Annotated in this window: 30 protein-coding genes; 24 read left to right on the top strand and 6 right to left on the bottom strand. The window is 65.0% G+C overall.

Annotation, left to right across the window (positions count from 1 at the left end; all coding sequences use genetic code 11):
- From VFV09_02870 to zwf, 17 genes are all read left to right on the top strand, one after another.
- Window positions 1–436 (top strand): hypothetical protein (locus VFV09_02870; protein HEU4866648.1); only part of this gene is annotated, 436 nt, incomplete at its 5' end.
- A gap of 256 nt (window positions 437–692) precedes the next feature.
- A complete protein-coding gene (gene ndk / locus VFV09_02865; GenBank protein HEU4866647.1) occupies window positions 693–1,133 on the top strand; it encodes a nucleoside-diphosphate kinase in 441 nt (146 codons plus the stop codon).
- A gap of 136 nt (window positions 1,134–1,269) precedes the next feature.
- Window positions 1,270–2,310: a rod shape-determining protein gene (locus VFV09_02860; protein ID HEU4866646.1), complete on the top strand. Its 1,041-nt coding sequence runs from the start codon at window positions 1,270–1,272 to the stop codon at window positions 2,308–2,310.
- A gap of 124 nt (window positions 2,311–2,434) precedes the next feature.
- Window positions 2,435–3,274 carry a rod shape-determining protein MreC gene (gene mreC, locus VFV09_02855; GenBank protein ID HEU4866645.1) on the top strand — a complete coding sequence of 280 codons (840 nt, stop codon included), beginning with the start codon at window positions 2,435–2,437 and terminating at the stop codon, window positions 3,272–3,274.
- Between the two features lie 15 nt (window positions 3,275–3,289).
- Window positions 3,290–3,796, top strand: coding sequence for a rod shape-determining protein MreD (gene mreD, locus VFV09_02850; GenBank protein HEU4866644.1), 507 nt, complete (start codon window positions 3,290–3,292; stop codon window positions 3,794–3,796).
- A gap of 10 nt (window positions 3,797–3,806) precedes the next feature.
- Window positions 3,807–5,723: a penicillin-binding protein 2 gene (gene mrdA / locus VFV09_02845; GenBank protein HEU4866643.1), complete on the top strand. Its 1,917-nt coding sequence runs from the start codon at window positions 3,807–3,809 to the stop codon at window positions 5,721–5,723.
- Window positions 5,716–6,894, top strand: coding sequence for a rod shape-determining protein RodA (gene rodA / locus VFV09_02840; GenBank protein ID HEU4866642.1), 1,179 nt, complete (start codon window positions 5,716–5,718; stop codon window positions 6,892–6,894). Before mrdA ends, rodA begins: the two co-directional genes overlap by 8 nt.
- Before the next feature lie 12 nt (window positions 6,895–6,906).
- Window positions 6,907–9,222: an Rne/Rng family ribonuclease gene (locus tag VFV09_02835; protein ID HEU4866641.1), complete on the top strand. Its 2,316-nt coding sequence runs from the start codon at window positions 6,907–6,909 to the stop codon at window positions 9,220–9,222.
- Between the two features lie 107 nt (window positions 9,223–9,329).
- Complete coding sequence (locus VFV09_02830) at window positions 9,330–9,686, top strand: hypothetical protein (protein HEU4866640.1); 357 nt, start codon at window positions 9,330–9,332, stop codon at window positions 9,684–9,686.
- 111 nt (window positions 9,687–9,797) lie between these two features.
- Window positions 9,798–10,019, top strand: a complete 222-nt coding sequence (locus VFV09_02825; GenBank protein ID HEU4866639.1) for a hypothetical protein — start codon at window positions 9,798–9,800, stop codon at window positions 10,017–10,019.
- Window positions 10,020–10,137: 118 nt separating this feature from the next.
- Window positions 10,138–10,527 (top strand): 50S ribosomal protein L21, encoded by a 390-nt coding sequence (gene rplU / locus VFV09_02820; protein HEU4866638.1) that lies wholly within the window; start codon window positions 10,138–10,140, stop codon window positions 10,525–10,527.
- Window positions 10,527–10,787: a 50S ribosomal protein L27 gene (gene rpmA, locus VFV09_02815; GenBank protein ID HEU4866637.1), complete on the top strand. Its 261-nt coding sequence runs from the start codon at window positions 10,527–10,529 to the stop codon at window positions 10,785–10,787. The genes rplU and rpmA overlap by 1 nt, the downstream gene beginning before the upstream one ends.
- 71 nt (window positions 10,788–10,858) lie before the next feature.
- On the top strand, window positions 10,859–12,178 hold the full coding sequence (gene obgE, locus VFV09_02810; GenBank protein ID HEU4866636.1) for a GTPase ObgE: 1,320 nt from the start codon (window positions 10,859–10,861) through the stop codon (window positions 12,176–12,178).
- Window positions 12,175–13,239 (top strand): glutamate 5-kinase, encoded by a 1,065-nt coding sequence (proB, locus tag VFV09_02805; protein HEU4866635.1) that lies wholly within the window; start codon window positions 12,175–12,177, stop codon window positions 13,237–13,239. Before obgE ends, proB begins: the two co-directional genes overlap by 4 nt.
- Window positions 13,236–14,504 carry a glutamate-5-semialdehyde dehydrogenase gene (locus VFV09_02800; protein HEU4866634.1) on the top strand — a complete coding sequence of 423 codons (1,269 nt, stop codon included), beginning with the start codon at window positions 13,236–13,238 and terminating at the stop codon, window positions 14,502–14,504. Before proB ends, VFV09_02800 begins: the two co-directional genes overlap by 4 nt.
- Window positions 14,505–14,600: 96 nt before the next feature.
- Entirely contained in the window at window positions 14,601–14,942 is a 342-nt protein-coding gene (locus tag VFV09_02795; GenBank protein HEU4866633.1) for a hypothetical protein, read from the top strand.
- A gap of 27 nt (window positions 14,943–14,969) precedes the next feature.
- Window positions 14,970–16,418 (top strand): glucose-6-phosphate dehydrogenase, encoded by a 1,449-nt coding sequence (gene zwf, locus VFV09_02790; protein ID HEU4866632.1) that lies wholly within the window; start codon window positions 14,970–14,972, stop codon window positions 16,416–16,418.
- A 6-nt stretch (window positions 16,419–16,424) separates the two neighbouring features.
- Here the strand turns inward: zwf and VFV09_02785 are convergent, their stop codons facing one another.
- Window positions 16,425–16,913 carry a DUF192 domain-containing protein gene (locus VFV09_02785; protein HEU4866631.1) on the bottom strand — a complete coding sequence of 163 codons (489 nt, stop codon included), beginning with the start codon at window positions 16,911–16,913 and terminating at the stop codon, window positions 16,425–16,427.
- Between the two features lie 63 nt (window positions 16,914–16,976).
- Between VFV09_02785 and VFV09_02780 the strand changes: the two genes are divergently transcribed.
- The 4 genes from VFV09_02780 (at window position 16,977) to VFV09_02765 (ending at window position 19,139) form a co-directional block, all read left to right on the top strand.
- Complete coding sequence (locus VFV09_02780; GenBank protein ID HEU4866630.1) at window positions 16,977–17,546, top strand: PH domain-containing protein; 570 nt, start codon at window positions 16,977–16,979, stop codon at window positions 17,544–17,546.
- Window positions 17,543–18,151, top strand: a complete 609-nt coding sequence (gene nadD / locus VFV09_02775) for a nicotinate-nucleotide adenylyltransferase (protein HEU4866629.1) — start codon at window positions 17,543–17,545, stop codon at window positions 18,149–18,151. The genes VFV09_02780 and nadD overlap by 4 nt, the downstream gene beginning before the upstream one ends.
- Before the next feature lie 44 nt (window positions 18,152–18,195).
- Window positions 18,196–18,564: a ribosome silencing factor gene (gene rsfS, locus VFV09_02770; GenBank protein ID HEU4866628.1), complete on the top strand. Its 369-nt coding sequence runs from the start codon at window positions 18,196–18,198 to the stop codon at window positions 18,562–18,564.
- Window positions 18,565–18,746: 182 nt separating this feature from the next.
- Window positions 18,747–19,139: a hypothetical protein gene (locus VFV09_02765; GenBank protein ID HEU4866627.1), complete on the top strand. Its 393-nt coding sequence runs from the start codon at window positions 18,747–18,749 to the stop codon at window positions 19,137–19,139.
- 6 nt (window positions 19,140–19,145) lie between these two features.
- Here VFV09_02765 and VFV09_02760 read toward each other — a convergent pair whose 3' ends face one another.
- The gene (locus VFV09_02760) at window positions 19,146–20,795 is read right to left on the bottom strand and encodes a polysaccharide biosynthesis tyrosine autokinase (GenBank protein ID HEU4866626.1); all 1,650 of its coding nucleotides are present in this window, start codon (window positions 20,793–20,795) and stop codon (window positions 19,146–19,148) included.
- A gap of 78 nt (window positions 20,796–20,873) precedes the next feature.
- On the bottom strand, window positions 20,874–21,602 hold the full coding sequence (locus VFV09_02755) for a hypothetical protein (GenBank protein HEU4866625.1): 729 nt from the start codon (window positions 21,600–21,602) through the stop codon (window positions 20,874–20,876).
- A 498-nt stretch (window positions 21,603–22,100) separates the two neighbouring features.
- Here VFV09_02755 and VFV09_02750 point away from each other — a divergent pair, with 498 nt between their 5' ends.
- The 3 genes from VFV09_02750 to VFV09_02740 all read left to right on the top strand — a co-directional run bounded on the left by VFV09_02750 (window position 22,101) and on the right by VFV09_02740 (window position 23,657).
- Entirely contained in the window at window positions 22,101–22,766 is a 666-nt protein-coding gene (locus tag VFV09_02750) for a hypothetical protein (protein ID HEU4866624.1), read from the top strand.
- Between the two features lie 187 nt (window positions 22,767–22,953).
- On the top strand, window positions 22,954–23,463 hold the full coding sequence (locus tag VFV09_02745) for a hypothetical protein (GenBank protein ID HEU4866623.1): 510 nt from the start codon (window positions 22,954–22,956) through the stop codon (window positions 23,461–23,463).
- Between the two features lie 8 nt (window positions 23,464–23,471).
- The gene (locus VFV09_02740) at window positions 23,472–23,657 is read left to right on the top strand and encodes a hypothetical protein (GenBank protein HEU4866622.1); all 186 of its coding nucleotides are present in this window, start codon (window positions 23,472–23,474) and stop codon (window positions 23,655–23,657) included.
- 87 nt (window positions 23,658–23,744) lie between these two features.
- On the opposite strand, the gene VFV09_02735 is transcribed toward VFV09_02740, so the two are convergent.
- The 3 genes from VFV09_02735 to VFV09_02725 form a co-directional block, all read right to left on the bottom strand.
- On the bottom strand, window positions 23,745–24,416 hold the full coding sequence (locus VFV09_02735; GenBank protein HEU4866621.1) for a hypothetical protein: 672 nt from the start codon (window positions 24,414–24,416) through the stop codon (window positions 23,745–23,747).
- Between the two features lie 122 nt (window positions 24,417–24,538).
- Complete coding sequence (locus VFV09_02730) at window positions 24,539–25,252, bottom strand: hypothetical protein (GenBank protein HEU4866620.1); 714 nt, start codon at window positions 25,250–25,252, stop codon at window positions 24,539–24,541.
- A 279-nt stretch (window positions 25,253–25,531) separates the two neighbouring features.
- The coding region (locus VFV09_02725) for a hypothetical protein (GenBank protein ID HEU4866619.1) at window positions 25,532–25,782 on the bottom strand (251 nt) is incomplete at its 5' end.

The following is a 25,782-nucleotide window of genomic DNA, read 5'->3' as shown; positions in this document are numbered from 1 at the left end:
CGAGCACATCATCGGTGTGCGGACGGACGACCTGACCGCACGGGGTGTCATAGTCGAACACTGGAAGAAGACTGCCAAGACGACCATCGACGAGTCCGCGCACAGCGTCGACTGGCCGGCTCTGCTGAAGATTGCCCGTGCCCAGATCCAAAAGGACATGGCCACCGACACCCTGGCCAATCAAGCCGAAACCCGCAAGAAGGCGGTGAGCGCCATCTGGGACGATGCGACGTTGTTGAAGCTGCGCGACGAATTCGGAGTCCTGGAGATGGACAAGGCCGAAGGAACCTTCAAGCTTGCGGTTGGTGCAAAAAACAGGGGAGGGGATGTCTACAGAGCGAAGAAGGACGAACGCTTCGGCTTCGACATCAACCACTTCACCGCCATCCTCTTCTTCGAGTGGAAGGCGGTCTCAGATCTGAGACGTCAGGCATAACCCGGGAGCCCGGCAGAGGAGGAATTGTTCGGCGGTTGGGTTGCGAGGCCAGGAGCGGTTGGGCCGTCCGCCGGCCGCCAGAGGAGGCATGGCATTTCGTGGTTTGCCGTTGCGAGTGCGCACGAGAAAGGAGGGGGGTGGGCCGTCCGCCGGCGTAGTCAATGGTTTTAGCAGGCGGATGCGTCCACCCCCCTCCGTTGCCCGGCGAAACTGAGCCGCAAACGACGATAACGCGATGTCCGACTATCCTTGGGCCATGACTACTAACACTTCCTTTGAGACAACCCTCGTTTTGGTCAAGCCCGACGGCGTCCGTCGCGGCCTTGTCGGCGAGGTGATCACCCGCATAGAACGCAAGAATCTGAAGCTGGTCGCCCTACAGATGCTTCAGGTGGACGAGGACCTCGCCCGCCGCCACTACGCAGCCCACGTCGACAAGCCCTTCTTCCGGGACCTGCTGGAGTTCATCACCTCGGGACCCGTCGTGGCCATCGCTGTGCAGGGCGAAGGAGCGGTGGGAGTCGTCCGCAGCCTGATGGGGGCGACCGACCCCAAAATGGCAGCCCCCGGCACCATTCGCGGCGACTACGGCCTGGCAGTAACTGAGAACCTGGTGCACGGTTCCGACGCAGTGGAGTCGGCGGAGCACGAGCTCGGCCTATTTTTCCCCGAACTTTTTTCGCGCACTAACGCCTAGAGACCCTGTTCTCGCGAAATTGGCCCCTAGCCCTGCGGCAAGATAGCCGCATATGCTAACTGGCGTCCTCGTATTTTTAGCGGCATTAACCGCTGTAATTGTTGTTCTCTTTCGACTTGGAGTCGTCCGTATGCCGATGCCTAACGATTCTGCTTTCACGTTCATGGGCCGTGACATGGCCGTCGACCTCGGCACCGCCAACACCCTGGTCTATGTGAGGGGCCGCGGCATCGTGCTGAACGAGCCGTCCGTGGTGGCCATCAACACCAAGACCAACGCCATCCTGGCGGTCGGCAGTGAGGCGAAGCGGATGATCGGGCGTACCCCGGGTCATATTCTGGCTATCCGCCCGCTGAAGGACGGCGTCATCGCAGACTTCGAGGTCACCGAGAAGATGCTCAGGTACTTCATCCAGCGGGTTCACAAGCGCCGGATGCTGGCCAAGCCCCGGGTGGTCATCTGCGTTCCCTCGGGCATCACCGGGGTCGAGCAGAGGGCGGTTGAGGACGCCACCATCGCAGCGGGCGCCCGCAAGGTCTTCATCATCGAGGAGCCCATGGCTGCGGCCATCGGCGCCGGGCTTCCGGTCCACGAGCCTGCCGGCAACATGGTCGTCGACATCGGCGGCGGCACCACCGAGGTTGCCGTCATCTCGCTGGGGGGCATCGTGACGAGCCTGTCCACCCGAATCGGGGGCGACGAGCTGGACGACGCAATCATCAACTACATCAAAAAGGAGTACTCGCTGATGCTCGGCGAGCGCACGGCAGAAGAGATCAAGATGACCATCGGGTCGGCCTTCCCGCTGCCCGACGAGCCCCACGCTGAGATTCGCGGCCGGGACCTGGTCACCGGGCTGCCGAAAACAATCATCGTCTCGTCTGAGGAGATTCGACGGGCACTCGAAGAGCCGGTCCACGCCATCATCGACTCGGTGAAGACCACGCTCGACAAAACGCCGCCCGAGCTGGCGGCGGACATCATGGAGAAGGGAATCGTGCTGACCGGCGGAGGGGCCCTGCTCAAGGGCCTGGATGAGCGGCTGAAGCATGAAACCGGCATGCCCATCCACGTGGCGGAAGGTGCACTGCAGGCCGTGGCCATCGGCTCCGGCAAATGCCTGGAGGAGTTCCAGGCATTGAAGAGGGTCCTGATCTCATCCGGGTCCTCCCGCTAACCAAGAAGAGGTTCGCGGCCCTAAAGTTCTTCTAAAGGGTTGGGCTTGATTTGACTTGTCTGTACCTTGCCCTAAGTAGAATGACCTCTACGCTGTCCACTCAGAAGGGACACCAAAAGATTTGATGTATCGCAAGTCCACCAGGCATCGGCTCGCGCTTGCAGCGCTGCTGGCCGCAACTGCCACGGTGGTCACCCTGGATTTCCGCGAGAACACCGGCGGCCCGCTCAATCGAGCCCAGGAGATGGCCATCTCCGTCGTCGCGCCGCTCCAGGACGGCATCGGCCAGGTCTTCGGGCCTGCGGGCGACTTCCTCTCCGACCTCGGCAACATCGGCAACCTCAAAGAGGACAACGCCAAGCTGGAGAGCGAGATCGAGCGCCTGACCGCCCAGCAGCGGCGGGTCCCCGAGATCATGCTGGAGAACGAGCGCCTGAAAGAGCTGGTCGGCGTGAAGGACCAGGACTGGGCCAAAGGCCGCACCCTGGCCGTCCGGGTGATCGGCGACGGGCCCTCCAACTACGAGTGGACCGCGTTCATCAACAAGGGATCCGCCGACGGCATTAAGGAGAACATGGCCGTCGTGTCGGCTCAGGGCCTGGTCGGCCGAACCTTCTTCGTAGCCGAGAAGTACTCCAAGGTCCTTCTGCTGACCGACCCCCAGCACTCGGTGGGCGCCCGGCTGACCGGGTCGGGCGAGTCCGGGGTGGCCGTCGGGCGGGGCCTGGAGGATCTGCGGATGGACCTGATCAGCCCCGACGTGGAGATCAAGGACGGCGAGACCGTGGTCACCTCGGGATTCGACAAAGGCATCTACCCCGGCGGCATCCCCATCGGCCGCGTGACCGAGGTCCAGAGGAACGCCGACGGACTAACCAAGAGCGCCCGGGTGGAGCCGGTGGTCAACACCACGGCCCTCACGACGCTGCTGGTGCTGATGGACTCGGGACCCATTGAACCCTAACTCCCTTGAGCGGCCATGAAGCGCTTCGGCATATTCAGCCTGACCCTGCTGACCGCAGTTCTTCTCCAGACGACGGTGTTCTCCAAGCTGAAGATTCTCGAGGTGTCGCCCGACCTGCTTCTCGCCGTAGTGATCTGCTTCGCCCTTCTGGAGGGTCCGACCGTAGGCGGAGTGCTGGGGTTCTCCGGCGGCTTTCTGAGGGATCTGCTCCTGGACGCTCCGATCGGCCTGACCGGGCTGGCCTACCTGATCGTCGGCTACATCGCCGGCAGCATCCGGCCTTACATCAGCTCGACCAGCGTCTTCGTCCCGGCGGCCGGGGTGTTCGCCGGATCGGCGCTGGCCACCGGCCTCTACGAGATATTCCAGGCCCTGCTGGGCCAGCGAACACCGCCCCTTTCCCGGGCGATTCAGGTGGTAGTCCTGACCGCCGTCTACAACACCATCCTGGTGCCGTTCATCTACCCGCCGGTGCGGCGCATCGTCTCCTTCTACCGGCCGGAGCGGGTCTACCAGTGGTAGGACTCTTCGCATGATCAGCCAGAAGAACACCCTGGGGACCACCCGGCTGCGCCTGGCGTTCCTGGGCGCGATCTTCGCCTCGCTCATCTTCACGCTCGCCCTGCGCCTGTACTTCCTGCAGGTGCTGAACACCGCCGAGTTCACCGCAGGGGCCGAGCGTAACCAGATCAGGGTTGTGCCCGAGGAGCCGGCCCGGGGACAGATCCTGGACCGTAACGGGGAGGTGCTGGTCACCAACGGCATGTCGCTGGTGGTCTCGATTCGCCGCCAGGAGCTGAGCGCCGGGCAGCTGAAGGAGGTCATCCAGCGGCTGGCCCCCACTCTGGGGACGACGGTCGAGGAGCTGAACAAGCGCCTGGAGGACCGGACCCTTTCCGCCTTCACGCCGGTACCCATCGCCGAAAACGTCCCCGAGGACACCGTCGTCTACATCCGCGAGCACCAGGACGAGTTCCCCAAGGTGGAGACGACCGCCCAGCCGACCCGGATCTACCCCCAGCAAAAGCTCGCCTCCCACGTTCTCGGCTACCTCGGTGAGATCCTCCCGGAGCAGGTCGACGACGACCGCTACAAGGAGCTGAAGTACCGTCCGGGGTCGATCATCGGGCGCGGCGGCATCGAGTACGCCTACGAGAAGGAGCTTCACGGCTCCGAGGGCCTGCGCAAGCTCGAGGTGGACTCCACGGGCGAGGTTCGCCGGGTGCTGGGGCGCAAGGAGCCCAAGAAGGGCTACGACCTGGTCACCACCCTCGACGGTCGTATCCAGAAGATCGTGGAGGAGTCCCTGGCCCAGGGCATCGAGAAAGCCAGGACCATCACCGACAGGGAGCGGGGCACCAAATACCCGGCGACCGCAGCCGGTGCGGTGGTCATGGACCCGCGCAGCGGCGAGATCATCGCCATGGCCTCGTTCCCGGACTACGACCCGGGAGCGTTCGTCGGCGGTATCAGCCAGGCCGAGTACGACACCCTCGACAAGGACCCCGCAATTCCCCTGTTGAACCGGGCAATCCAGGCGGCATACCCGCCGGGTTCTACGTTCAAGACCGTGACGGCGGCGGCTGCGCTGGAGACCGGCGTCGCCAAGGCGACCGGGCGCTTCGACTGCCCCGGCTCCGTGCGGATCGCCGACCGTACCTTCCGCAACTGGAAGACGTCGGCATCCGGAATGCTCACCTTCAACCAGGCCATGGCCGACTCCTGCGACACGGTCTTCTACCCCTGGGGCCTGGAGTTCTACCGCACCTTCACCCGCACCAAGACCGAGGTGCTCCAGGATTACGCCCGCCGGTTCGGCTTCGGCGAGAAAACCGGCGTGGAGATCCCGTACGAGAAGGCCGGCCGGGTCCCCGACGAGGGCTGGCTCAAGCGGGTCAACAAGCAGCTGCCCGAGGCGTTCCCCTACGCCACCTGGCTTCCCGGCTACACCATCAACATGTCGATCGGGCAGGGAGACGTTCTGGCCACTCCGCTGCAGCTGGCCAACTCCTACGCCGCCATCGCCAACGGCGGGACCCTGCACACCCCACACCTGGGGCTGAAGCTCATGGACGGCACGGAGGAGGTACGGGAGATCGAGAAGCCCAAGTCCCGGTCGGTCCAGGTCAACCCGGCCAACCTGGCGGCGATCCAGTCCAGCCTGGAGGCCGTGACCACCGTCGGCACGGCCGCCGGCACCTTCGTGAACTCCCCGCTGAACGCCATCGGGGTCGCCGGCAAGACGGGCACCGCCGAGCTCGCCAACAAACATCCCTACGCATGGTTTGCGGCCTACGCTCCCGCCCGGGACCCGCAGTACGTGGTAGCGGTCCTGCTCGAGGAGGGCGGCCACGGCGGCGAGACCGCAGCCCCGATCGCAGGCCGGATCTTCGAGGGAATCTTCGACCTGCCGCTGAGGGAGATCGAGACCGGGGCAGCCGGTGACTGATTTCGCAGAGTTCGGAAGCCGCAACTACGCGGGGCGCGACCGCCTGGCGATGTCGTCCAAGGCGCCCATCCGTCACGTCGACGGCTGGCTGATCCTTGCGGTGATGGGCCTCACGGCGGTCGGCTGCATCGCGATCCGGTCTGCATCGGCCCCGATGCTGGCCATTCAGGAGCTCGACCCCGACTACTACCTGAAGCGCCAGCTGATCTTCTTCTCGCTGGCCACCATCGCCTTCGGCATCTCGCTGGTGGTCGACTACCGGCAGCTGCAGCCCTACGCGCCGATGCTCTACCTGGGCCTGGTGTTCCTGCTCCTCGTGGTGCTGACGCCATTGGGCCAAACGGTGAAGGGCGCCCAACGGTGGGTGAACCTCGGCATTTTCCAGCTTCAGCCCGCCGAGGTCATGAAGATGGGTTACATCGTCTTCCTGGCCGCAGTGCTTTCCCGGGAGCGCAGGGACGACGGCCCGGCGGCCGGCGTCACTCCGGTGATCCAGGCGATGATCCTGGCCGCAGTGCCGGCTGCGCTCATCTTCCTGCAGCCCGACCTAGGTTCGTCGCTGGTGCTCTTCGCCATTGCGTTTGCGGTGCTGCTGGTGGCCGGTGTCCAGGTCCGCTGGATGGTCCTCGTGGTGGTGGCGGCCGTTGCGGTCGGCGGCCTGGCGCTGCGGCTGGACGTCCTGCACGAGTACCAGGTTGCGCGCCTGACCTCGTTCATGGACTCCGAAGTCGACCCCCAGGGACCAGGTTTCAACCTCGAGCAGTCAAAGATTGCCATTGGATCAGGGGGCATCGGCGGCAAGGGCTGGGGTGAAGGTACGCAGACCAACCTCGCCTACGTGCCCGAGCAGCGCACCGACTTCATCTTTACCGCCATCGGAGAGGAGCAGGGGTTCCTCGGCGGCCTGCTTATTTTGGGACTTTTTAGCGTTGTTCTGTGGAGGTGCATCCGGACGGCTATGCTTTCCAAAGACCTTTTTGGTGCACTCGTGGCCGGCGGCGTTGCGGCCATGCTCGGTTTTCAGTTGTTTGTAAATATCGGCATGACGATCGGCATTATGCCCATTACCGGCATTCCATTGCCTTTCGTGTCATATGGAGGTACGTCGCTGATCACCAGCTTTGTTGGTGTCGGTCTTGTAATGAATATCCATATGCGCCGATTCGTTTAGATCGGAGCGAAATTGAATGATCAACCAGCAGGGGCGGTAGAGGACAAGCCGCCAACTGCCCCCCGAGCCCCGCGCAAGCGGCGGGCTCCGGCAGCCTCAAAAGCAGCATCTGCAGACACCGCACCGCCCGACACATCCACCGACCCGGCCCCCAAGGCCGAAGCGGCTACCAAAGCCCGCACGACCCCCAAGGCCGACGCCGCTCCGCCGGACGCCCCGGCAACTCCGGCCGCAACGGGCGACGAGCCGGCAGCGGCCGGGGAGGCCAAGCCCAAGAGGGTTGCCCGAACCCGTACCCGCAAGTCCAAGGCCACCCTCGACTCTGAAGCCGCTGCCGCAGCCGAAGCCGCTGCAGCCCCGGCAGCCCCCGAGCCCGCCAAGGCTCCCGCCGAGACTCCCGCCAGCGAGAGCGCCCCGGCGGGCGACGGCGCTCCCACCGTTCCTTTTGCCGAACGGCGCTCCCGCGCCCCGCGCCGGAAGGCCGGCGCAGCAGCCGCGGCCCCCGAAGGCGAACCTGTTATCGACACCAAGCCGGCCGCCGAGGCTGAGGCCCCGGTTCTGGGCGCCGCTTCGTCGGAGACTGCGACCGAGGATTCCGGGTCGACCACGCCCCGCGAGGGTCGTCCCCGCCGCCGCAGGAGCCGGTCGAGCGGAAGCGGTTCCGCAGCCACCGACGCTTCGACGACCGAAGAAGGGGAGGCTCCGGCCGCTCCGGCGGCCGAAGCATCGTCCGAATCTGTTACCGATGACCCCGAAACGTCCGAGGAGGGCCCCGAGGGCGCCGACGGCGACCAGGCCTCGTCCGGCAACGGCGCCGGGACCGCAAGGACTCGCAACCGCAGGCGCCGGTCCCGCAGCCGTGGGTCGGGTTCAGGCGAGTCGCCGGGTCGCACCAACGGCGGGGGAGAGCCGGCGGAAGCCGGGACTCCGTCCTCCAACGGGACCGGCTCCGGGGGAGCAACCGTTCCGGCGGTCGCCGAGCCGCTGCTCGAGACCCGGGAGAGCCGGAGCTCGTCTTCGTCCTCGACCACCCGGGGCGGTCGCAAGCGCCGCACCAGCCGCCGGCCCCGGTTGGAGCACATCGCTCCGCTCGGACCGCGCAAGATGCTGGTCACTACCGGTGAAGAGCGCAGCCAGATCGCAGTACTCGAAGGCCGCGAGCTGATCGAGCACTACGTAGCCAAGCACGCCGACGAGTCGATCGTGGGCAACGTCTACATCGGCCGGGTGGAGAACGTGCTTCCCGGTATGGAGGCGGCGTTCCTGGACATCGGCGAGGCCCGCAACGCAGTCCTGTACGTGGGCGAGGTTTCCTACGAGGAGGACCTGGAGGGTCCGCCTCCGCGGATCGAGACCCTGCTGAAGTCCGGCCAGGCCGTGGTCGCCCAGGTGACCAAGGACCCGATGGGCTCCAAGGGCGCGCGCCTGACCACCGAGGTCTCGCTGGCCGGGCGCTACCTGGTGCTGGTTCCGAACAGCGACTCGCTGGGCATCAGCCGCCGTCTGGCGGACGCCGAGCGGCGCCGCCTGAGGGACATCGCCAACCGGATCCGTCCGGAGGGCCACGGGATGATCGTGCGCACCGCCGCAGTCGGGGCCTCCGAGGAGGACCTCGAGCGCGATATGACCCGCCTAACCCGGATCTGGAACGAGGTCTCCGAGCGCATCGATGGCGCCAAACCTCCCAAGCTCATCTACTCCGAGCCGCCGCTGGCCATCCGGGTGGTCCGTGACCTGTTCACCGCCGACGTGGAAGAGGTCATCGTCGACAGCGAGGAGTCCTACCACCAGATCCGTGACTACCTGGAGGAGGTCGCTCCGGAGTTCGGCGACCGGGTGTCGCTGTACACCGACGGGATGCCGCTGTTCGAGCGGTACCACGTGACCGAGCAGGTCCGGAAGGCAATCGACCGCAAGGTCTGGCTGCAGTCCGGGGGCCACATCGTGATCGACCGCACCGAGGCCATGACTGTCATCGACGTGAACACCGGCCGTTACGTCGGACGGTCGACGCTCGAGGACACCGTCCTGCACGCCAACCTGGAGGCGGCCGAGGAGGTCGCCAAGCAGCTGAGGCTGCGGGACATCGGCGGCATCATAGTCATCGACTTCATCGACATGGGCTACGAGCGCAACCGCGACGAGCTGTTGCGCACCTTCGAGAGGGCGCTGCTCAGGGACAAGACCCGCACCCAGGTGTACGGCGTGTCGGAGCTTGGGCTGGTGCAGATGACCCGCAAGAAGGTCTCGGAAGGCCTGTTGGAGGCGTTCTCCCACAAGTGCGAGCCGTGCGACGGCCGGGGAGTGATCCTGCACGACCTGGGCTAACGCACACCGCATCGTAAAAAGGGAGGGTCTTCGGGCCTTCTCTTTTTCATGGTCGATCCTGCCAGTCTGGCCCTACACTTAGGCTGATCGACGGAGTGAGGAAAGTTATGTCCCGGACCAACAAACTTCTACTCGGCGTCGCCACCTTGTGGCCCGTGGTTTACATGGCCCTGTTTTTCGCTTTCTTCATCTATTCGGCCGCCTCGATTTTCTCGACCGAGCCCGGATCCACCGACTCGATGGACAGGATGTTCGGGACGATCTTCGTTGTGCACGCCCTGACGATGCTGTGGATATTTGGTCTGCTGGCGGTGTACATCCGCCTGCTGTTCAAGACGGACCGGGTGCCGGCGGACAAGAAGGCGTTGTGGGCCGTTGTTCTGTTCTTCGGAAACATGCTCGCCATGCCGGTCTTCTGGTACCTGTACGTGTGGCGGGAGCCCTTGATCCGGGATGCTGTCTAAGACATAACGCTGGCAAGTGGTTCGATATGAGCACAACCAGCCGGCTCGGATTGGGCCTGCCTCCTTCTGGGTAGAAACAGGGCACGATTTCGCCCCTAGGAGGACTTAAAAATGCCAATCTACGAAGAAGAGCCGGTTCGCCGCCGAGTTGTCGAAGAGCCGGTAGTCGAGCGCCGGATTGTTGAAGAGCCCGTCGAGCAGAGGGTAGTCCACACGTCGTCCCGCAACGACGGACTCGCCAACTACGCTCTGGTGAAGTACGGATTCATCCTGGTGATGACGATCATCATCCTGTACTTCCTCGCCAACTACATCCTGCCCCGCCTGCCGTAGCACAGGACGAGAAGCGCCTCTGAGCTACGGTTGGTATGCTGTAGCTAATCCATCCGGCATCGTCGGGCCCTCATTCGGTTTGGCTCGCGCCCGGGAACAAGGAAAAAGAGGTCTTTTCATGTACGCGGTCATTAAGACGGGCGGTAAGCAGTACAAGGTAGCCGCCGGTGATGTCATCGAGGTCGAGCGCATCAAGTTCAAGGGCGACGACCCCACCCTGACGCTCACGCCGCTGTTTGTAGTCGACGACAACGGCAATGCGATCTCGGGTGCGGACAAGCTCGCCGACTTCAAGGTGGGCGTGAAGGTGGTTGGAGACACCAAGGGTGACAAGATCACCGTCTTCAAGTACCGCAACAAGTCGGGCTACGCCTCCAAGACCGGTCACCGCCAGCAGTATTCCCTGATCGAGATCACCTCCATCGGCGACAGCAAGGCGAAGAAGACCGAAAAGGCCGAGCCGGCCAAGGCGTCCGACTCCGCCGATTCTGATACCGTGGAGAAGTAATGGCACACAAAAAGGGCGCGTCAGCGTCACGAAACGGCAGAGACTCCAACGCTCAGCGTCTGGGGGTAAAGGTGTTCGGCGGACAGGTTGTCACCGCCGGATCGATCCTGGTTCGGCAGCGCGGCACCCGCATCCACCCGGGCGTGCTGGTCGGCAAAGGCAAGGACGACACGCTTTTTGCACTGTCGGACGGCGCCGTCAAGTACCACCACCGGGCCAACCGGCACCTCGTCAGCGTCATCCCACCCGAAGAAAAGTAGCCCTTCCCTCCTTCGGAGGCCGCGGCACCCTACACTTTCTCTTTAGGTTTCTCTCCCATAGGCGGTAACCCATGCTTGTCGATGAAGCACACATCTACGTTGCCTCCGGCAAAGGAGGGAACGGTGCCGTCTCGTTCCACAAGCAGAAGTACCAGCCCCGGGGCGCGCCCGACGGCGGCAACGGCGGCAACGGGGGCTCGGTAGTCCTCGAGGCCGACACCGGCATCAACTCCCTTTCCTGGCTGAAGAACCACCCCCACCAAATCGCCAAGGCCGGCCTGCAGGGCGGCCGGAACAACTGCACCGGCGCCGGCTCCCCGGACCTGGTGCTCAAGGTTCCGCCCGGCACCCTCATCAAGGACGACAACGGCCAGGTCCTGGCCGACCTCGCGTCCCCGGGCGACCGGATCATCGTCGCCAAGGGCGGCCGCGGGGGCCGCGGCAACGCCAAATTCATCTCGTCTCAGCGCAGGGCGCCGAGCTTCGGCGAGCTCGGCGAGCCCGGCCAGGAGTACTGGCTGCGCCTTGAGCTGCAGATGATCGCCGACGTTGCGATCATCGGCCTGCCGAACGTGGGCAAGTCCACCCTGGTCGGCTCCCTCTCCGAGGCGAAGCCCAAGGTGGCCGACTACCCCTTCACCACCCTGGAGCCGTCGCTCGGCGTGGTCAGCAGCGGCGACATGGTCTTCACCGTCTGCGACGTCCCCGGCCTGATCGAAGGCGCCGCCGAGGGCAAGGGCCTGGGCCTCAAGTTCCTGCGGCACGCCATGCGCTCCGCCGCGTTCGTGCACCTGATCGACCTGTCCGTCGAGCACCGCGACCCGCTGGAGAGCTTCGACATCGTCTCCGAGGAGCTGCGCAAGTTCCGGGAGGACCTCACCGAGCGCCCGGTCATCGTCGCCCTGAACAAGGTCGACGTCGCCGGCGAGGAGCGGGCGAACGAGGTAAAGGCCGAGTTTGCCAAGCGGGGGATCGACGCGTTCGTCATCTCGGCGGCCGACGGCACCGGGCTCTACCCGCTCACCAAAAAGCTGGCCCAGGTGGTCACCGAGTACCGGGAAGAGCGGTCTCGCCCGCAGGGCTTCGAGCTGTTCAAGACCACCCCCGACCCCATAAAGGTCGTGCGGGAGGGCAACGGCTGGCGGGTTACCGGTGGTTCGCTGCTGCGGTGGGTGGCCATGACCGACCTCAACAACCCCGAGGCAGTCGCCTACCTGCAGAACCGCATCGACCGGGCCGGCGTCGAGACTCTTCTCGGCAAGGCGGGCGCCGAGCACGGGGACGAGGTGAGAATCGGCAAGTCGGTCTTCAGCTGGTGGCCCAAGGGCTCCGCTCCGCTGGAGGCGTACGACACCGAGGGGGAGACCAAGGTCAAAAGGGGCAGCCGGTGAAAATCCGCCGGGTAGTGGTGAAGCTGGGGACCACCTCGCTCACCGGTCCCGACGGCGAACCGGATCGCCGGCGGATGCGCAAGGTCACCGACCAGGTGGCGGCGCTGTCCTCGCAGGGCATCCACTGTCTGATCGTCTCATCGGGCGCCATCGCCTCCGGAATGCAGGCGCTAGGCCTCACCGGCCGACCCACCGACATGCCCGGGCTGCAAGCGGCGGCCGCGGTCGGCCAGAGGCGCCTGATCGACATGTACGCCTCCCTGCTCGGGTCGAAGGGCATCACGGTCGGCCAGATCCTGCTCACCCAGGACGACATGATCCAGCGCCGCCATTACCTGAACGCCAAGCACACCATCGACAGGCTCTTCGAGCTGGGCTGTGTGCCGATCGTGAACGAGAACGACACCGTCGCCACCCAGGAGATCCGCTACGGCGACAACGACCGCCTGGCGGCCCTCGTGGCCAATCTGGTCAGCGCGGACCTGCTGATGATGCTCTCCGACGTGGCGGGGGTCTACACGTCGCACCCCGACGACGAGGGGGCCGAGCTGGTGGAGCAGGTCGACGAGATCACACCGGCACTCATGAAGACGGCCGTGGGCTCTTCGTCGCTCGGGTCGGGCGGCATGGCCTCCAAGCTCGAGGCGGCCCGGATGGCGACCTTCTCCGGGGTCCCGGTAGTGATCGCCTCGGCGCAGCGCAAGGACGTGGTGCTGGACGCGGTGGCGGGCAAGCCCGTCGGCACCTATTTCAAGGCCAGCCCGAACAAGGTGCAGGCGCGCAAGCTGTGGATCGCCTGGGCGCAGCAGTCCCGGGGGCGGATAGTCGTCGACGACGGCGCCGTGCTGGCGCTGACCGAGGGCAAGAAGAGTTTGCTCGCCGCAGGGGTCAAAATGGTGGAGGGAACATTCAAGGCGGGTGACGCGGTGGAGGTGGTCAGCGTGGGCGACGAGGTGATCGCAAAGGGTCTCGTGGGTTACGACTCGGTGATCCTGGCGCAGATCGCAGGGACCAAAGGCAACCGGGAGGTCATCCACCGCGACCAGATGGTGTTGATGTGAGTGACTCGGCGATTGTTAACGTGACGTCGGTGCGCAGCCTGGGGGAGCGCGCCCGGGCGGCCTCGGCGATCCTGGCCCAGACCCCCGGCGCCGTCCGGCGGACGGCCCTGCTGGAGATGGCCGACGCCCTCGACGCCAACCTGGAGCGCCTGGTCGCGGTCAACGCCGAGGACGTGGAAGCCGCCAGGGGGACGATGACCAAGGCGCTGGTCGACAGGCTGACGCTCACCCCGAGCCGTCTCGCCGACATGAGCGGGGGACTGAGGACAATCACCGAGCAGCCCGACCCGGTCGGGGAGGTCGTCGAGGAGTGGACCCGGCCCAACGGGCTGAAGATCCAGAAGATCCGCCGCCCGATCGGTGTGGTGTCGGTCATCTACGAAGCCCGCCCGAACGTGACCGCCGACGTCGCCGGGCTCTGCATAATGTCCGGCAACGCGGTCCTGCTCCGCGGCTCCTCGTCGGCGCTTCGGACCAACGTCTGCATCACCGGGATCCTCGTGGAAGCGGCAACCGCCGCCGGTCTGCCGGAGAACGCCATCCAGCTGGTGGAGGACACCTCCCGGGAATCGGCGGTAGAGCTCATGCAGCTCAAGGGCCTGGTCGACCTGCTCATCCCCCGGGGCGGACCGGCGTTGATCGCCTCGATCGAGGAGAACGCCACCGTGCCCTACATCATCGACGGCGACGGAAACTGCCACGTCTACGTCGACAGGGCGGCCGACCCCGAGATGGCCACGAACATCATCGTCAACGCCAAGACCTCCAAGCCCAGCGTCTGCAACGCCGCCGAGAAGCTGGTGGTCCACGCCGACCTGGCCGGAAGCTGGCTGCCGGTGGCGCTCGGGGCACTGACGGCCAAGGGCGTGGAGATCCGGGGCGACGAGGCCGTGCAAAAGCTCTGGCCCTCCGCGGTGCCGGCAACCGACGACGACTGGGGCACCGAGTACCTGGACCTGGTACTGGCGGTGAAGGTGGTCGCCGGCATCGACGAGGCCATCGACCACGTGAACCGCTGGGGGACCTCGAATGCCGAGGCGATCGTGACCGAGGACGTCGCCGCCGCGCAGATGTTTACCAAAAGGGTGGATTCGGGAACCGTGTTCGTTAACGCATCCACCCGCTTCAGCGATGGAGGCCAGTTCGGCTATGGAGCCGAGATCGGCATCTCCACGCAGAAGCTGCACGCCCGGGGGCCTCTCGGCCTAAGGGAATTAACCTCCTCCGGATACGTTGTGTGGGGTACCGGACAGGTAAGAACTTAGGTGGCGGACCGACTCGAAAAGGGATTGACATGGTCCAGTGGTTATCATCCTCACAAACCTTCAGAGAACGAGGAGTAAATGGGCCACAATCACATCGTGCAACTGCTGAGCGTCCGGGTGACACCCGACGACGACCCCAACGGCTTCGGCATCCTGGTCGACGGCTCCATGAGCCTTCCCTTCACGCTGGAGCGTGCCTACGCGGGCGTGCAGGGTTACTACTTCGAGCAGTACCTGATCATGTCGGGCGACCAGACGGTTTTCGCCAGCCAACCCCAGCAGATCTTTATCCGCGGACTTCAGTCGTCGACCGTGCACACGAGCCACGTCGATGACCGCATCCCGCTTAGCGCAGGCACCTGCGACCTGGTCTTCGTGGTGGACGACATCCGCTCCGAGCCGATTGAGCTCACGGTCAACGCCGTCGCCTCTGTCTAACCGGGCGCTTTCCGGGGGAGGCCCCAGGTGGGCTTAGAGCGACCCGACCCCCAGGTCATCGTTATCTTCGGTGCGTCCGGAGATCTCACCAAGCGCAAGGCCATACCGGCCCTGTACAACCTGTACCGGGAGAACCTGCTGCCGGCCAACTTTGCCGTGGTGGGCTTTGCGCGCACGCCGATGACCAAGGACGAGTTCCGCACCAACATGCGGGAGGCGGTTTCCAAGCACAGCCGGTCGGGCATCGCCGAGCGCTACTGGGGGCCGTTCAAGGAGCACCTCGACTACTTCTCCGGAAGCTACGGGGACCCGGAACGCTGGGTCGACTTCCGCAAGTACCTCGAGGAGGTCGACGCCCAGTACGGCACCCAGGGCGGCCGCCTCTACTACTGCGCCACGCCGCCGTCGGCATTTCCCGAGATCGCACACTGCATCGGCGAGATGGACATGGCGGACCGGGCGCGGATCGTGGTCGAGAAGCCCTTCGGCTACGACCAGCAGACCGCCGAGGACCTCAACTCGGTGCTGCACGGGGTCTTCAAGGAACGCCAGGTCTTCCGTATCGACCACTACCTCGGCAAGGAGACCGTCCAGAACATCCTGGTCTTTAGGTTCTCCAACGGCATGTTCGAGCCGATCTGGAACCGCAGCTACGTCGAGTCGGTTCAGATCGACGTCTCCGAAGCGGTGGGGGTGGAGGGACGAGGCAGCTTCTACGAGGGCGCGGGCGCGATCCGCGACATCGTCCAGAACCACATGCTCCAGCTCCTCGCTACCCTGGCGATGGAGCCCCCGGCTCTGTTCGACGCCGAGTCGATCCGGAACGAGAAGGTCAAGCTGCTGCGGTCGGTCCGCCCGATCGACCCGGCCGAGACGGTCAAAGGCCAGTACACCTCAGGCGTGGTCGACGGCCGGGCGGTGCCGGGCTACAAGGAGGAGGAGGGCGTGGCGCCCGACTCGATGACCGAGACGTTCGCGGCCATGAAGGTCAGCATCGACAACTGGCGCTGGGCCGGCGTGCCGGTGTACCTCAGGACCGGCAAGCGGATGCCCCGCCGGGCCACCACCATCACGGTGTTTTTCCACGGCGCCCCCCACCTGTTGTTCGAGGCGTCCGGCCTCGACCGCCCGGAGCGGAACCACCTGACCATCCGGGTCCAGCCCGACGAAGGCATCACCCTCACCTTCGGCGCCAAGGTCCCGGGCCCGGACATGAAGGTGGCTCCGGTCGACATGGACTTCGACTACGACGAGTCGTTCATGAGCGCCCCCGCGGAGGCGTACGAGCGGCTGATCCTGGACGCCATGATCGGCGACGCGACCCTGTTCACCCGGGCCGACGAGATCGAGCGGTCGTGGCAGATCGTAGAGAAGATTCTTCCGAAGAGCCCGACCGAGCCCTACCCGGCCGGCACCTGGGGCCCCGCCGCCTCGGACGAGCTGGTCGCCCCGGACGTCTGGCACCTGCGTCACTAATAGCAGCTATGTCGCCCGGGTCAGCGTGACCTTGTCCCCGACCTCTACGCCGGCCTCCGCCAAAAGCCCCGCATTGACCTCGACCGCTCCCACGTGGGTGCCGGCGGGGACGTAGGTCTTGCACGGGTCTTCGGTGCAGGGCTGCATGGTTTGGATGTCGACGATGTCGCCCTCGGCGTCCCACCAGGCGATGTCCAGCGGGATCAGAGTGTTCTTCATGTAGAACGAGTGCTTCGCCGAGTCGGACCACAAGAACACCATCCCGTAGTCGTCGGGGATCTGTTCGACCTCCATTAGGCCCCGGGCCTGTGCGCTGCCGGTCAGGGCCAGGTCGACCTCGAGGACCAACCGCTCCTCGCCCGCAATCTCCAGGGTGCCCTTGGGGAGGTCGCCGCTGTTGCGTCCCGTCTCCCACGATCTGTTGCACGCCGGCATAACCGCCACGGCGGCGAGGAGTAGGAAAACGGCGAGGCGGGGCGGGTTGCGCGGTTTCATGCGTTAAGAGTCTTTATCCTATGGAAACAACTTTGATCGATCCGCTAAGCGAAAGAGCCCGGAATGAAGAACCCCCGCCTCCGCGGCACCAGCCGTTACCTGGCGCCCGGCGAGCGGATCCTGCGAACCACCCGGCGCCACCCGGTCCTTCTGATGAAACCCATTCTCATATGGATGGGGACCCTGGTCGTCACGGGGCTCATCTCGTTCGTGCTCACCGAGGGTAACCCGATCCCGGTGATCGACCAGATCGTCCTCCTGCTGTCGCTGGCCATGACGGGGTACCTGGTCTACAAGGCCATGGTGTGGTGGAAGTCCTACTACGTGGTCACCGACGAGCGGGTGCTGCTGCTCGAAGGGCTCATCTCGGTGAACGTCAGCGCGGTGCGGCTGGCCCGGGTGGCGGAGACGAGCTTCAACCGGTCGATCTTCGGGCGGATCTTCGGATACGGCGACCTGAAGCTGGACGCCGCAGGTGAGCAGTTGAGCCTGGCCACCCTGACCTACCTGCCCCGGGCCGAGGAGGTCTACCGGCTGATCACCAGGTTGCTTCTGGGGGAGGACGACCCTGAGCCGGAACCGTACGACCCCGGGGAGGAGACCACCGGACCTCTTCCGCCGGTGGTGCCTTGACCGGTACGGAAGCCCCCCGCCGCATCGGCATCATGGGCGGCACCTTCGACCCGATTCACAACGGCCACCTGGTGTGCGCCGAGGAGGCGCGGATGCAGTTCCGCCTCGACGAGGTGGTTTTCGTTCCTGCCGGGGCTCCGTGGCAGAAAAGAGATGTGTCGGCGGCCGAGGACCGTTACCTGCTCACCATGCTGGCCACGGCGTCCAACTGCCACTTCTCGGTCTCCCGGATCGACATCGACCGCGGCGGGCCGACCTACACCGTCGACACCCTCCGCGCATTCCGGGCGTTCTATGGGGAACAGGCAGAGCTGTTTTTCATCACCGGAACCGATGCGGTCGCCGAGATCCTCACCTGGAAGGACCCGGAGGCGGTCCTGGACGAGGCTCACTTCATCGCCGCCAACCGTCCGAGCTACTCGCTCAGCGACCAGCACCGGGAGCTGTTCCGGGACCGGGTGAGCGTGATGGAGATTCCGGCCCTTGCCATCTCGTCGACCGATATCCGGAAGCGGGTGGCCGAAGGCCGGACTATCCGGTACCTTCTGCCCCGTGAAGTGCGGGAATTCATCGACGAGCGCGGTTTGTACCGAACCGATGGGTGAGCCGCCAGCTATGCTAGGGGTACCAGTTACTCACTAAAGGGGTGATGCGAATCCACAAGGAATCCCGTTCCAAGGCGCTGATTGCAGCAGAGGCAGCGTCGGCAAAAAAGGCCGGCGACATTCTCATTCTGGAAGTCGAACCGCTGATCGGAATCACCGATTACTTCGTTATCTGCTCGGGGAACACCGAGCGCCAGGTGAAAACAATTGCTGATGAAGTGATGCGTCAGATGTTGGAGAACGGGGTCAAGACCTACCGTCGCGAAGGCGAGAAGGACAACCGGTGGGTTCTGCTCGACTACCTGGATATCGTCGTCCACATCTTCCACGCCGAAGAACGGGAGTTCTACGGCATCGAGCGGCTCTGGAGGGACGCCAACACGGTGCCCTTCGAGGACCGCCAGCCCGCCTAGGACCCATGTCGCGAGGAGGACGGCGCCGCAAGAGCAAGAGGGGCCGGCGCGGCCCAGGCGCTCCGGAAGGCCAGCGGAGCGCTAATCAGGACTTGTCGGAGCCGCGGGAGCAACAACACCCGGGCGGGCGCCGCCGATCCCACGGCAGGTCCGCAGCCCGCGAGACATCGGTCCTCGACTCGATGAGCTCGCTGCCGACCAGCCTGAAGACCCTGCCTCCCGACGGTACGGACCTGGACGATCTCATCGGGGCCCTTCAGAGTGAGTACGGGGTCCCCACGACCCCTCAGGAGTACCGCCTGATCATCAAGGTGCCGGCTCCAGAGGAGCACACCGATCCCTCGCTCGAGGTCAAGCCGCCGGAGCCTTCTCCCCAGACTGCGGAAGCTCAACCGGAGGTCGATGGCGAGGCCCCGGCCGCCCGCCAGCGTTCCAGCCGGCGCCGGCGTAGAGGCAGGCGCAGGGCAGGGGGAAATGCAGTGGCAGAAGACGATCTGGACCTGACGGACGCCGACGAGCTGGGTGTGACAGAAGATCCCGGCGGTGCGGACGACCCCGGGGACGCCGTCCCCTAAGTAGCTCTAGCGGTACTCGTCCTCGTCGGGCTCGCCGAGGCTGCTCCGCAGCTTCGCCCGGAAGGCGGCGTTGCGTGCCTCGTCGGCGGTTCGCCCTGCGGGAGTTCTGCGTGACGGAGGTTTGACACCCGGACGGGCCCGGTCCGGACGAAACGCCGGCCCCGGCGATCCATTGGGCCTGCGTGCCGCCGGTGGGGCTGCCGGCTTGGGCGCTGCCGGGCGGTGTGCGGGCCGCACGGGGGGAGCCTTCAGGTCGTCAAACTCGCCCATGGCTTCCCGGCCGCGCCTGCGGTTGCCGCCCTTCTCGTCCTCACGGCCGTAGGTGTAGCGGTAGTAGTAGCCGCCGTCCATCTCCCGCTCGACGCCGTTGATGGCGACGCCCAGGACCCGCACGTCGTGGCGCTCGAAGTTCTTGGTGACGTCCAGCGCCTTGTGGGCGTGAGTCTGGCCGGCCCGGACCACCAGGATCACGCCGTCGGTGTGAGGCGCGAGCACGGCTGCGTCGGTGACCGGAAGTGCCGGGGGAGTGTCGAGAATGACGATGTCGACCATGTCGGAGACCGTGTTGATCAGGTCGGCCATCCGCTCGCTGCCCAGCAGCTCGGACGGGTTCGGCGGAGTGGGGCCGGCCACGATGATCGAGAGGTTGGGGATCCGGGTCCGGCGGATGGCGTCGGAGAGCGACGACTGGCCGGACAGCACGTCGGAAAGGCCGGGGGACTGGGGGCCGCCGAACATCTTGTTCAGCACCGGCTTGCGGAGGTCGGTCTCAATTAGCAGGACCGAGGAGCCCACTGCCGCCATGCCGACGGCGAGGTTGGAGGCCACGGTGGTCTTGCCGTCTCCGGCGAACGGGCTGGTCACCAGGACCCGGTTGACCGGGCGGTCGACCGAGAAGAACTGGATGTTGGTCCGCAGTATTCGGATGGCTTCAGCCTGAGGTGAGTTGGTGTCGGACTCCATGAACAACGATCGCTCTTTGGTGGTCGGCGAAAGAGGGATGGAGGCGATGACCGGAATCGGGGCGAGGATCTTCTCCACGTCCTCTTTGTTGCGAAGGGTGGTGTCCAGCTGCTCCAGCACAAAGGCGATGCCCACTCCGAGCATCAGCCCGAGCAGTCCCCCGATGACGCCGTTCTGCAGAGGTTTGGGGCTAACCGGGTCGGCGGGCTTTAGCGCCCGCTCGAAGACCGAGGCGGTTATGGCCCCTCCTCCGCCGAACAGGTTGCCCTCGTCGGCAACGAAAGAATCGACCAGCTCGTTGACGTAGGTCTCGGCCCGGGAGGCGTTGGTGTCCGTGACCGTGACCTCGATCAGCCGGGTGTCCGGCAGGATCTTGGTCTCCGTCTTTTCGCTGAGCTCGGACGCCGTAAGAGGGGAGCCGGTCTTTTGGACGACCAGCTCCGCCAGCGGGCGGCTCTTGAGGATCTCGGCGTACGACGTGACGTACTGCTGGGAAGCGGTCAGCTCCTGCAGGACGGCGGCGGCATCGTTCTTCTCCACCGTCCTGGGCCCCACGAACACCTTCGCCGTCGCGGCGTAGGTGGGTGTGATCCGAGCCGAGAACCCTAAAGCGGTTCCTGCGGCGAGCGCCAGGCATAGGGCGATAAGCCAGCGGCGACCCCACAGGATGCGCAGATAGTCACGAAGTTCCAAGGTCTACGCCCTTTCGCCTTAAAACTTTACGAGCTTCGGGCGCGTTCGAAGCTGCTCGATTATAGCTGCGAAGAGGTGCTACGCAGAACCGAGTGAGCCCTCGAAGCGACCACGGCGACGACCGGCGCTCAGCAGAACCGAACCCAGCAGGATGGTGGCGAGTGCAGCTGCCAGAAGCGGCAGAGCGTCGACACCGGTGCGGGCGAGGGTCTTGGTTACAGGCGTGGCCACGGGAGTCGTTGCAATGGCCTTGACTGCGCTGGCGGTGGATTCGCACTTGGCGGAGTTGTTGTTGTTGATGTTGATGCTTCCGCCGGTCTGAGCGATGGTGTAGTTCGCCGCGGCGGTGGCCGAGGCGTTGCTGGTGCAGGTGACCCGGTTGTCGTTGTTGATGATCACGCTGCCGCCTGCGCCGCCGGTGCCGGTGCCCGGAGCAACCACCCGGATACGGGCGGTAAGCGTCCTGCTGACCTGGGCAATCGTCAGGTTGGAAGCTGCGGAGAGGCGAGCGCTCAGGCTTACGGTGACCGTGGTGCTGGGGGCAAAGCCGGAGCCTGCGACGGTGATGCTGTCGCCGGCTTCAACGACCGTGCGGGAAACGCTGAGGCCGCCGGTGGTCGGGGGGTAGGGGGACGCAAGAGGGCCGGTGCCGGTTGCAATGATGTCGTAGAGGCCCGGTGCGGTCCCTGCCGGAATGGTGACAGCGCCCGAGAAGGCGCCGCTGCTGTTGGTGGTGAAAGTTCCGAGAATGGTCTGTGCGATGGCGGGTGCTGCAAAGAACAGAGCCCCACAAACCATCAGCGACATTAGAACTAGGCGGCTTCGCTTCAAACTGGGCTGCATCTGCTCCCCTTCCGTCAGGTACTGCGAATTTTGAGTTTTGAGTATGAATTTGGCCCGGACCCCAAGGGGTCCAGGTAAGTGGCCGTAACCACGGGTCGAAGCATACTCTGCGGGGGGTGTCGCAGTCCAAGCTTGTTTGGCTACTTAAAGCCATGTTTTCATAAATTGTTGCGAACGCTCCAGCGCACTGTGCTGCGACGACCACTCATCGTGGTAAAGCGACCCTCGAATGCTCTGAAACTAACCATTAATAGGGCCTTTTGGCTCCGCGATCACCGGTGGCCCGCAATCCGAGTGTGATAGAAAAGGGACCGACAGAAAAAGGTTCGGTCTCGGAAGTTTGGGTAGTTCAAGAGCCCGAAACATTACTCATTGAATAAGTACAGGCAAAGTGCGAGGATTGCGCCATACCTGTATATGCGACGCTTAATTTGAATTTGCAGTTCTTGGGGAGGTAGACGAATGACGAGAATGAAACTCATGGTGTTTGTCCTAGGGGCAGCACTAGTACTACTGCTGCCTGCTGTGGCTCAAGCGCAGACCGTTGTGGTCAACAACACCAGCAGCACGCAGAGCACCTCCACCGCTACCACGCCCGGCCACTCGGCCAGCACCACCACCTCCGGTGTTGGCGCAACCGGCGTTCAGGTTGCCGGCGGCGCTCAGAGCCTGGACATGGACAGCACCGGCAGCAGCGCATCTGCAGCCGTAGCCGGACCCAACTCCGCTCAGGCCAGCGGCAACTCCACCAACACCAGCGACATCGACCTCACCTGTGGAACCCTGCAGTGCTCCGGTAACTTCAACTGCGTCGGTACCATCTGCACCCCGACAATCATCGGCGGCGGGAACCTCATCCCGAACCCGGGCTTCACCTTCATCCCGGTACCAATCGATAACGACAACGACAATGACAACGACAACGTCGAAGCCTGCGAAGGCGGACTGCTTGCATGTCTGTTGAGCAACCCGGACATTGCACTGACGGATGTCCTGGACCTGGGCGAGACCCTGAACGACCTCCTCAGCGGGAGCGATCTCCTGAACGGCCTGCTGGGCGACCTCGACCTTGACATTGACGACCTCCTCGGCGGAATCCTCAGCGGAGGCGGAGGACTGCCTCTCTAAACAGAGCAGCCGCCTTGTAACTAGCTTCAATCAGGCCCAAGCAAGCATTCCGCTTGCTTGGGCCTGATTTTTGTCACAGGTCCAAAACCGATTAACCTGTAATCGTCCGGGTCACGTCCGGCCCGACCGTCCAAAATCTCTAAGTGGGGTGATAGGTCTGCTGTCCGGTAAGTTCTTTGGTCGTATCGTGATCGGGTTGCTCGTGGTTTGCCTGGCGGCTGCGTGCCAGCAGAATGCTCCAAGCGAGGACGACGAGTTCGAGCTGAAGACTCCCGGCACAACCGGGGGAACAGGCCAGATCGACGCAGGAGCGGTCGTTGAGCACCTAAAGGCGTCGGGCTTGCCCATCGGACGGGTGAATGTCTACAACGCCGAGACCGATCCGGTGAGCCGGCTTGGACGCCCCGGCCAGTACATCGGCAAGGCAATTTTCCAGGACACCAGGCTTCCACTGGTCCTGCAGCAGGGCCAGGACGTGATCAGCTTTCAGAACTCGGGCGGAATCGTCGAGATCTTCGGCAACCCCGGAGAGCTGGAGGACCGCAAGAAGGCCCTGGAGCTCGCTCGCCAGCAGTTTCCCGCTGCCTTTCCCGAGTACCAGTACAGCAATGGCGTGGTCCTGCTGCGCCTTGGCCATGTGCTGACACCGGAGCAGGCAACCGCGTATGAGGCCGCTATCGCCTCCTTCCAAAGGTAGGCGAACTTATGGCCGACCTCGCCCCCGGCTGGATTGCGCTGCTCGTAGCGGGCCAGGTGTTCGTGTTCGTGGCCCTGGTCCTGATCTTCATCAAGCTGCTCAAGGTGATCAGGTCCCAGAACAACGGCGTGGTCCTGCCTCCGGATGTCACCCAGAAGCTCCGCAAGATGTTCAAGGGCTCCAAGAAGCCTTAGGCCACCCGGACTGCGGCTACCCAGCGCGCAAGTCCCCCTGATTCAACCCATTAGCTGCACGCCCCAAGTCAGCCGGGGACGGTGCCGCTACTCGCTGTCGTCCTGGGGGTTGCGGCAGAGGACATCGTCCATGTCGATGTTTCCATCGTCGTCGTTGTCTTGGCCGTCGCTGCACTCGGGTGGCGGCGGACCCGTCGGAGACGGAGGCGCCGGCGGGATGGAGGGGGGAACCGGAGCAGGCGGCGGGGGCGGGGGCGCCGGTGGTGACGCTGGGGGAGGCGCCGGCGGAGAAGCCGGAGGCGGGGGCGGAGGTGGCGCAGGGGGCCTAGGGCTCGCCGGGTTGGGCGACTCCGTCGTGTCGGTGCGCGACGAGCAGCCCGGGTCCTTCAGGTCGACCATTCGGTCATTGTCGTCGTCCCTGCCGTTCGAGCACTGGGTGACTGCGAGAGACCTGGTCGGGGTGGGCTCGGGGCTGGGGCTCATCTCGACGACTTCAGGCTCAACCACCGGCGTCACCGGCTCGGGGTTTCCCCCGAACGGGAAGATCAGAGGGACCTGCTGGCTCGTGTCGATTGCTGCCTGCTGAAGCGGAGATGGCTCGGCCTCCGGCTCACTATCGTCCTGCAGGGCCACGAAGGCGGCAAAGGGCAAGACCGCCACGGCGATCAGAAGGCCGAGCTTCAGAAACGGCGGGAGGTCCAGCCTGGCGATGCGGTCGGTGAAGTCGAGCCACCCGTCCTTGAGCCGGTCCATGTTCATCGGCCGCCCTCGCGTTCGGAAGTGTCGGGGGACATCGATGCACGGACGAATTCAACGCTTGAGTTCAGGAGGAGACCTTTCGGATAGCCAGTACCGGTCTGGCGCCCAGTATAACGGTCGGTCTATTCATCCCGATCCTCATCCTCGTCCTCGGTATCTGGGGCAGCTGGACAGCCCGGGATTTGATCGAACGGAGGCTTGCAGTCATTAGCGGAGGGTGGCGCGGGAGGGGGCAGGGGATCCGGGTCGGGTGACTGAGGCGCGGGAGGCGGCTCGGGCGAGGCGGGAGCGGGCGCAGGGGCCGGCATCGGCGGGGGAGGGGGAGGCGGCGGTGCGGCCGTCCGGCGCACCGGGTTGGGCGACTCCGAGTTGTCCCGCGTGCCGGTGCACCCCGAGTCGGCGATGTCGATCCTGCCGTCCCGGTCGTTGTCTGCTCCATCCGACCACTGCGTGCTGCCCGGCGCCTCGAGGGGAATATCTTCGGCTGCGGGGGAGGGCGAGGCGTCGAGCGTGACGGGCGTGGGCGACATGTCGAAGGGGAAGGCAAGCTGGACCCCGGTGGTGCTGGTGATCAGGCTCGGGGTCGGCGTTGGGTCGTTCTCCGGCTCCTCGTCGGTTATCCCGCCGCCCCGTGGGAGTAGCAGGATGAAGGCGACGAACGGCATCAGGGCGACCACGAGGTAGACAAACTTGCGGACCCGGGATCGAGGCTCGTGGATTGGTTCCCGGCGCCTTCTCAGCCGCTCACCCGCTGGCTCAGGGTCCACGGTTTCTTCCGCCTCGAGGACATCGTCGTCCTCCACCACCGCAGCAGCGGCCCCCGGGCCCGGCTCCACCAACGTCTCCTGAGGATCGGGCTCCGGCGTGGGCTCGGCGGCCGGCTGGTCGCCGGACTCGGCGGCGCCGGCTACGGGTTCTTGGGCGTCGGACTCCGCGGCCGTTGGGGCCGCCGCGCTATCGGGATCGAGCGCAGTGCCGGATTGGTCCTGAGGGTCGTGTTCCGCCTCGGGGTGGTCGGTGGGTTCCAGAAAGTTCCTTTCGAGCTCACCGGATGCTTCTGGAGAAGCAGAATTATACCGGCCACGTCCGGCGGGCCGGTTTATTGGTGTCGATGCCTAGATCAGTGGGCCGATCGTGCCGGGCAGCAGCGTCTCGACCTCGGGCGGAAGCTGCAAGGTCCTTGGGGCCGAGACGGTCTCGCTCGGTGTGGGGGAGGGGGTGGGGCTGGGTGGCGGTGGCGCGGGGGTCGGCCCCGACTCGTCGTTGTCGTCGGCGGACGAGCAACCGAGGTCCAGCGGGTAGTCGGGAGCGCTGTCGCCGTCGTTATTGAGCCCATCGCTGCACTGCGGAAGGGGCGCCGGGGGTG

Source organism: Actinomycetota bacterium, assembly GCA_035759705.1.
Taxonomy (GTDB): Bacteria; Actinomycetota; CADDZG01; order JAHWKV01; family JAHWKV01; genus JAJCYE01.
Note: the sequence above shows the minus strand (reverse complement) of the source record. Positions and strands in the feature narration are given on the sequence as shown.

Bases quoted from the DNA above. Each gene is read 5' to 3' on its own strand.
- mreD (HEU4866644.1), top strand. From the start codon at position 3,290: ATGAAGCGCTTCGGCATATTCAGCCTGACCCTGCTGACCGCAGTTCTT.
- rplU (HEU4866638.1), top strand. From the start codon at position 10,138: ATGTACGCGGTCATTAAGACGGGCGGTAAGCAGTACAAGGTAGCCGCC.
- VFV09_02830 (HEU4866640.1), top strand. From the start codon at position 9,330: ATGTCCCGGACCAACAAACTTCTACTCGGCGTCGCCACCTTGTGGCCC.
- VFV09_02755 (HEU4866625.1), bottom strand. From the start codon at position 21,602: ATGTCGCTGATGGTTTGTGGGGCTCTGTTCTTTGCAGCACCCGCCATC.
- VFV09_02825 (HEU4866639.1), top strand. From the start codon at position 9,798: ATGCCAATCTACGAAGAAGAGCCGGTTCGCCGCCGAGTTGTCGAAGAG.
- VFV09_02860 (HEU4866646.1), top strand. From the start codon at position 1,270: ATGCCTAACGATTCTGCTTTCACGTTCATGGGCCGTGACATGGCCGTC.
- VFV09_02780 (HEU4866630.1), top strand. From the start codon at position 16,977: ATGAAGAACCCCCGCCTCCGCGGCACCAGCCGTTACCTGGCGCCCGGC.
- mrdA (HEU4866643.1), top strand. From the start codon at position 3,807: ATGATCAGCCAGAAGAACACCCTGGGGACCACCCGGCTGCGCCTGGCG.
- VFV09_02750 (HEU4866624.1), top strand. From the start codon at position 22,101: ATGACGAGAATGAAACTCATGGTGTTTGTCCTAGGGGCAGCACTAGTA.
- rpmA (HEU4866637.1), top strand. From the start codon at position 10,527: ATGGCACACAAAAAGGGCGCGTCAGCGTCACGAAACGGCAGAGACTCC.
- VFV09_02735 (HEU4866621.1), bottom strand. From the start codon at position 24,416: ATGAACATGGACCGGCTCAAGGACGGGTGGCTCGACTTCACCGACCGC.
- ndk (HEU4866647.1), top strand. From the start codon at position 693: ATGACTACTAACACTTCCTTTGAGACAACCCTCGTTTTGGTCAAGCCC.
- mreC (HEU4866645.1), top strand. From the start codon at position 2,435: ATGTATCGCAAGTCCACCAGGCATCGGCTCGCGCTTGCAGCGCTGCTG.
- VFV09_02765 (HEU4866627.1), top strand. From the start codon at position 18,747: ATGAGCTCGCTGCCGACCAGCCTGAAGACCCTGCCTCCCGACGGTACG.
- rsfS (HEU4866628.1), top strand. From the start codon at position 18,196: ATGCGAATCCACAAGGAATCCCGTTCCAAGGCGCTGATTGCAGCAGAG.
- obgE (HEU4866636.1), top strand. From the start codon at position 10,859: ATGCTTGTCGATGAAGCACACATCTACGTTGCCTCCGGCAAAGGAGGG.
- VFV09_02740 (HEU4866622.1), top strand. From the start codon at position 23,472: ATGGCCGACCTCGCCCCCGGCTGGATTGCGCTGCTCGTAGCGGGCCAG.
- VFV09_02785 (HEU4866631.1), bottom strand. From the start codon at position 16,913: ATGAAACCGCGCAACCCGCCCCGCCTCGCCGTTTTCCTACTCCTCGCC.